At 30.4% G+C, this 6,077-nt stretch carries 9 protein-coding genes and 1 pseudogene; all 10 read left to right on the top strand.

Annotated features, from left to right (window positions below; translation table 11 throughout):
- Positions 1-451: HK97 family phage prohead protease (locus WBG30_RS13175; RefSeq protein ID WP_424505116.1), on the top strand; the 451-nt coding region annotated here is incomplete at its 5' end.
- 12 nt (positions 452-463) lie between these two features.
- Positions 464-1,546 carry a phage major capsid protein gene (locus WBG30_RS13170; protein ID WP_424505115.1) on the top strand — a complete coding sequence of 361 codons (1,083 nt, stop codon included), beginning with the start codon at positions 464-466 and terminating at the stop codon, positions 1,544-1,546.
- A 43-nt stretch (positions 1,547-1,589) separates the two neighbouring features.
- Positions 1,590-1,919, top strand: a complete 330-nt coding sequence (locus WBG30_RS13165) for a phage head completion protein (protein ID WP_424505114.1) — start codon at positions 1,590-1,592, stop codon at positions 1,917-1,919.
- Positions 1,912-2,367 carry an HK97 gp10 family phage protein gene (locus WBG30_RS13160; protein ID WP_424505113.1) on the top strand — a complete coding sequence of 152 codons (456 nt, stop codon included), beginning with the start codon at positions 1,912-1,914 and terminating at the stop codon, positions 2,365-2,367. The genes WBG30_RS13165 and WBG30_RS13160 overlap by 8 nt, the downstream gene beginning before the upstream one ends.
- A 10-nt stretch (positions 2,368-2,377) precedes the next feature.
- Positions 2,378-2,818, top strand: coding sequence for a phage tail terminator family protein (locus tag WBG30_RS13155; RefSeq protein ID WP_424505112.1), 441 nt, complete (start codon positions 2,378-2,380; stop codon positions 2,816-2,818).
- On the top strand, positions 2,819-3,919 hold the full coding sequence (locus tag WBG30_RS13150) for a phage tail sheath C-terminal domain-containing protein (protein ID WP_424505111.1): 1,101 nt from the start codon (positions 2,819-2,821) through the stop codon (positions 3,917-3,919).
- Positions 3,920-3,931: 12 nt separating this feature from the next.
- Positions 3,932-4,336 carry a phage tail tube protein gene (locus WBG30_RS13145; protein ID WP_424505110.1) on the top strand — a complete coding sequence of 135 codons (405 nt, stop codon included), beginning with the start codon at positions 3,932-3,934 and terminating at the stop codon, positions 4,334-4,336.
- Positions 4,337-4,397: 61 nt separating this feature from the next.
- Positions 4,398-4,829, top strand: a complete 432-nt coding sequence (locus WBG30_RS13140) for a hypothetical protein (RefSeq protein ID WP_424505109.1) — start codon at positions 4,398-4,400, stop codon at positions 4,827-4,829.
- Between the two features lie 35 nt (positions 4,830-4,864).
- Entirely contained in the window at positions 4,865-4,993 is a 129-nt protein-coding gene (locus WBG30_RS13135; RefSeq protein ID WP_424505108.1) for a hypothetical protein, read from the top strand.
- Positions 4,993-6,077: pseudogene (locus WBG30_RS13130) on the top strand (hypothetical protein); the annotation flags it as partial. The gene WBG30_RS13135 and the pseudogene WBG30_RS13130, both read left to right, overlap by 1 nt.

Here is a 6,077-nt window from a genome sequence, read left to right as displayed (position 1 = left end):
TACTGCTTTTGATGAAACCATTTCAGATGGACATAATATTTTTATGTTATATCATCATGACTGGCATAAGCCACTAGCATCAACTAAAACTGGATTGCTAGAGTTAGAAGTAGATAATGTTGGGTTGAAATTCAAAGCTACTATAAACAGTAATCTATCATATGCTAAAGATGTGATTGAATTAGTAAATGATGGACTGATTCAAGGGTGTAGTTTTGGCTTTGAATGCCTCGATGAAGATAATATTTATGATAGGGGAACAGATGTTAATACCAGAACATTAAAAAAAGTAAAATTATTTGAAGGTTCTGTATTATGTATACCAGCATATGATGATACAACAGTATTTACAAGGGCTAAACAAATTTTAGAAGTTGAAAAAAGCAAAATACAAGAAGAAAGAGAACTTGAAGAGTTAAAAACAGATTTAGAATTATATAAATTAATTTAGGAGAGTGAAAAGATGGGAAAAAATGTTTTAGAATTAAGACAAGAGATAACAACAAAAACAGGTGAATTAGATAAAAAAATTGAAGCTAGAGACGTAACAGGAGCTAAACAAATCAAAACAGAGATAGAAGAGACTAGAGAGCTTTTAAAATTAGCAGAAGAACAGGAAGAAAGAGAGCTACAAGGAATGAGGACTAAAAAGAATCAACCAAACCCCAGTGAAACAATTTCAGAAATGAGATCTATAGTTAAATCAGTAATGGGAAAGCCATTATCTACAGAAGAAAGAGCAGTAGTAAAAACAGTTGATAATTCAGCAGTACTTCCAAAACAATTTATCAATGAATTACAAGAAATAAAAAAAGGTTATGGATCATTGAGAGGATACTGTGATGTTATCCCTGTAACTAAAAATGAAGGAACTATTCCTGTAGTAGACTTAGATCAAAATGATATGCCTGAAGTCAAAGAAGGTGATAATATCACTCAAGGAGATTTAGTCACTACTGAAATGGCGTTCAAGTGTAGTAAACATGGGTTGATACAAGCATTATCTTCAGAATTAGTAGAGGATGCAGAGATTGAAATAGAAAATATTTGCAAGAAAAACTTTGCTGAATTAGTAACAAGAATTGAAAACACTAAAGTTTTGAGTATTATAAAAACTAATGCTACAGCTATTGCAGATGTTATAGGATATGCAGACTTAGAAAACACTATGGATACTGCTATCCCAGCAATTAAAAATGGACTAGTAACATTAACTAATCCTACAGGATTTGCATATTTAAAGAATCAAAAAGATAAAAATGACAGAAAATTAGGTTTAGTAACTGAATTAAACGGAAAATATTATTTTAATGGTAAAGAATTAGTTGTTGTTGATGGTGCTTTATTAGCTCCAGGAGCAGATAAAACACAGATATTTTATAGTTTAAGTATGAAAGAAGCTATAAAAATAACTCCTAGAAAAGAGGCTACCGTGGCAAGATCTACTGAGGCAGGATTTGCTAATGATACTGTACAATTAAGAGTCCTTGAGAGGGTAGGAGTACAAAAGGGTACTGTTAGAAGTATCAAGAAAATTGAATTTTAGAGAAAAGGTAGGGAGATCCTGCCTTTTTTTAATGGGGTGATTTATGACAAATGAATTAAATCAAAGAGTGGAACTATGGGGAATGACCGATGTTGAAAATGAACTTGGAGAAGTAGACAGAATAGGAACAAAAATAAAAGATATTTGGTGTAAGATCTTACCCAAGCATGGGAAAATATCCAAAATAGGGAGTACAGATATTGAAGAAGTAAATCTAAACTTGATAATAAGGTGTAGAAAATTATCTGTTAAGAATCCTAGTATTGATATGTTTTTTAAAAAAGGAAATCAAAAATACCAAGTAATTGACTGGATACCTGATTTAAAAAATAATAGTTTTTTAGAATTTTTTTGTGGGGTTACTTATGAGTAGAAATGATTTTGACGATTTCACTAAAGATATACTTGAATTAGCAATTAAATTAGATAAAGGTAAAGAAGTTAAAAAGCTTATGGGAAAAGAAGGGACTAAATTAAAAAAACAAACAAAAGCATTGGCTAAAATAAGAGTTAAAAAGCAAACAGGAAAATATCAGAAATCAATTTCAAGAGGTAAGGTTTTTAAGAGTACTAAAACTGATGATATGGTAGTTCGAGTCTATAATAAAATTCCTAAGGGAAATGAAGAAGAAATGAAAAAAGAAGCAATCAAATATAATGCAATAGAATATGGAAGAGTCATAAAGGGTAAAGATGGAATTGAAAAAGGTTTTTTGTCAGGAAAACATATTTTAAAAGATGCAAAATCAAATTTTAAAGATGAGTATTATTCAGATGTTGAAGATTTTATAGATGATATGCTCGATAACCATAACTTATAAGGGGTGATGTATGAGTTATATAAAATTACTAAAAGCAATAGATAAAAAGTTAAAAACTAGGTTTAGTCTCCCTATTCTAAGCTCTAGTGATGTAGAAGAAAAGATCATTCGACCATCATTTATGGTTGAACTGGATAATATAGGATCTAGTGATTTTATGTCTGTATCTCAGGACAAAAAAACGACTGTTAGAATCCATTATTTTAGCTCTAAGAAAGATAAAAATAAGATTGAAAATCTTAATATGATTGACTCACTAAATGAGTTATTTGTAGAAGATAGCATATTAAAAGTAGAAGAAGGGTTTAATTTAGATATTGATAGTGATATTGACATTGATATAGTAGATAAAGTGTTACAGTACAGCTTTGATATAGAGTTCTCACAACTATATAACAAAGTTGATAATGTAGAAATGATGGGCGAATTAAATATAAAAGGAGTGGGTTAGATGGCAGACATTGGTTTACCTAATTTAGAGATAATCTTTAAGGGGCTAGGAACATCAGCTATCAAAAGAGGTATCAAAGGAACAGCAGTATTAATAATTAAAGATGATACAGATAAAACTTTTGACTTTAAAGAATATAGAAGTGTCGCAGATTTAACAAGTGAGCAACTGGCTTTATATACTGATAAAAATATCCAGTATATAAAAGATTGCTTTATGGGAACACCATTAAAAATCATTGTGGCTCGGATGGATAGTACGGATGGAGTTTTTGCAGATTTATTAAAAAAAATAAAAGGTAAAATTCCTAGAAATTGTTGGATTGGTCTTGCAGAAGGATCGACAGCAGAACAAGATAGTCTTGTAAGTTTTGTAAAATCAGAAGTTAAGAATAATCAAAAAAGATATAAAGTATTAGCATATAAGGCTACTGTTACAGATGATATACATATCGTTAATTTAACTACTGATAAAGTAACTTTCAAAGGTGACAGAGGAGAACAAGACGCAAATCAAGCTATATCATATCTCTTAGGAGTTTATGCAGGATTAACCCTTGATATGAGTGCTATTGCTATTCCATTACAGTTATTAGAAAGTGTATCAGAAGTTGATGACTTAGAAGCTTTAATAAATAAGGGAGAACTTGTATTGACTAATGATGAAGGTGAGGTAAAAATAGCTAGATCTATAAACTCATTGATTACAACAGGACAAGGTGTTACAGATGATATGAAGTTTGTAATTATAGTCGAATCTATGGATCTTATCTATACAGATATTCACTATACTTGGAACAAGTTTTATAAAGGGAAATATAAAAATAAACTACAAAATCAGTTGCTTTTAATAAGTGCTATTACTGCTTACTTTGAGGGATTAGAGTCAGACAGTATTTTAGACGAAAATTATGATAATAAAACAGAGATAGATATAGAAGCTCAAAGGCTTCTTAACTACTCAAAATACGGAAAAGAAACTGTTGATAGTTGGGATGATAAAAAAGCTATGTCTATGACATACGGAACTAATGTAGTTTTTAGTGCTGATACAAAAATCTTAAATGCTATGGAAGACTTTAAGTTTAAAATAGCTATGTAAGGAGGTTATAAATTGAAGAAAAGAGAATTAAAAAAAGGTAAAGGAAAGATTTGGTTAGGTGGAATGTTGATGGCAACAGTAACCAAATCTAAATTTGATAATGAGATTGAATATGAAGAAATAGATGATCCTAATGGACATGGAAAAATTAGAGTTCCTATGGGAAATAAAGTTGCTGGATCAGTAACATTTTTAAAAAGAGATTCAGAACTTTTCATGCAGAGATTAAGACGTGAGCAATTAGGATTTGAATTTGATTCAATAGTTACAGAAGAAAATCTTGAAACTGGAGATTTTGAAACTATAAGATATATTGACTGTACAGTTGATAAAGTACCGCTTTCAGATTTTGAAAATAAAAAAATTACACAAGTGGAACTTTCAGTAAGTGCAAGGGCTTATAAAGTAATCGTTTAAAAAATTGAAAGCTCTTAGAAATGATCTGAGAGCTTCATTTTTTTATAAATGGAGGATAATTATGAAAAATAAATTAGAAAGATTAAGTTTAGAACATTTTATAAAAAAAGCTATGGAAATTGAATCTAAAAGAGAAAAATTATTTTTAATTGATACAGGAGATTTTGGAGAGATAGAATTTAAAAGACCAACAACTAAAGAAATGCTGAATTATATAGATGGAACTTCAAACTCAGTTCAAACTGATAGTGATGGAGAGGTAGTTTCTCAAGATACAGAAGGAATTTTAGATGCAAGTAAGGAATTAGTTTATCAATGCTGCTCTTATATGCAATCAACCGAACTAAGAGAAAGTTTTGATATTGAAAATCCATTAGATACACCAGTCAAAATTTTTGGAATCAATAAAACAAATGAAATTGCTAGGAAAATAATGGAAAAAGTAAATGGTAATAATTCAATTAAAAAAGCAACTGAAGAAATAAAAAACTAATTGACCAAGATGGCTGGTTTAACACGATAGCCTTCTTGGTAGTTAGAGGACAGAAATTAGAGGATTTACTCAATGCCAGTTATTTAGAAAAAGTTTTCTACATAGAAGCTAAAAATAAATATATTGAGGAAGAAAATAAAAGACAGGGAGGTGATGATAAATAATGAGTAGAACTATAGCAACTATATTAACTTTAAAAAACGAATTCACAGCACCAGCACAAAAAATAGCTAAAAGCACAAAAAATATCAACAGAGAAAATAAACGAACTATTAACTCAATTAAAAAAATGGGTAGACAGATTAAAGAAACTGCTATGAATGCTGTAAAGGATGTAACTAAAATGACAGTTGCATTTGGAGGTATAGCAGGTGCAATGGCAACTAAAATTGGATTTGGAGAAGCCATGAACTTAGAGGGGTACAAAACCCAATTAACGACAGCTACAAAAGATGCTAAAAAAGCTGGTGAAATTATGAAATTTTCAGTTGATCTAGCAAACCGTACACCTTTTGAAACAGGCTCAATGGTTGAAGCTAGTGCAAAATTAGAAGCTATGGGAGTGAGTGCAAGAGCTAATTTACCATCTATCGCAGATATGGCAGGAGCGACAAATAAATCATTGGATCAAGCAAATGAAGCTATTATAGATGCTCAGTCTGGAGAGTTAGAAAGATTAAAAGAATTTGGAATTACTAAACAAAGCATAATTGATTTTGGTGCTCAAAAAATGAATATGAAAGATTTAGTTAATAAAAAAGGACAAATAAAAGATCAAAATCAATTCAATAAGGTTTTATTTCAGTTAATGGAAAGCAAGTTTAAGGGTGGTGCTTCTACACAAGCCAAGACATTTAAAGGAATGTGGTCGACTGTTACAGGTATTACAAAAATATCTTTAGCAAACATTGTAGGAATGCAAAAAGATGGAACAATAAAACAAGGATCACTGTTTGAAATATTAAAAAGCAAGATGCAAATTGTAGGTGATACGCTTTTGAAATGGCAAACAGACGGGACTATTCAAAAGATTGCGGACGATACAGTAATAGCTGTATCTTTCATAATAGACAGTATAAAAGAAATCGCTAGAGTGGTAGCTCCAATTGTAAAATTTATCACTGAGAACTTTGGAACCATAGCACCTATAATTATGACCATAGTAGGAGCTATGCTCTTATACAAAGGTATAATGATAGCTCAAATAGTATATACAAAGGCTTTTGCAATAGCTGAAGGGATAAAAAC

Source organism: Psychrilyobacter sp., assembly GCF_049671765.1.
Classification (GTDB): domain Bacteria; phylum Fusobacteriota; class Fusobacteriia; order Fusobacteriales; family Fusobacteriaceae; genus Psychrilyobacter.
The sequence above is the reverse complement of the archived record's forward strand: the minus strand, read 5'-3'. Positions and strand labels throughout refer to the sequence as shown.

Bases quoted from the DNA above. Each gene is read 5' to 3' on its own strand.
- WBG30_RS13150 (WP_424505111.1), top strand. From the start codon at position 2,819: ATGGCAGACATTGGTTTACCTAATTTAGAGATAATCTTTAAGGGGCTA.
- WBG30_RS13140 (WP_424505109.1), top strand. From the start codon at position 4,398: ATGAAAAATAAATTAGAAAGATTAAGTTTAGAACATTTTATAAAAAAA.
- WBG30_RS13160 (WP_424505113.1), top strand. From the start codon at position 1,912: ATGAGTAGAAATGATTTTGACGATTTCACTAAAGATATACTTGAATTA.
- WBG30_RS13165 (WP_424505114.1), top strand. From the start codon at position 1,590: ATGACAAATGAATTAAATCAAAGAGTGGAACTATGGGGAATGACCGAT.
- WBG30_RS13170 (WP_424505115.1), top strand. From the start codon at position 464: ATGGGAAAAAATGTTTTAGAATTAAGACAAGAGATAACAACAAAAACA.
- WBG30_RS13155 (WP_424505112.1), top strand. From the start codon at position 2,378: ATGAGTTATATAAAATTACTAAAAGCAATAGATAAAAAGTTAAAAACT.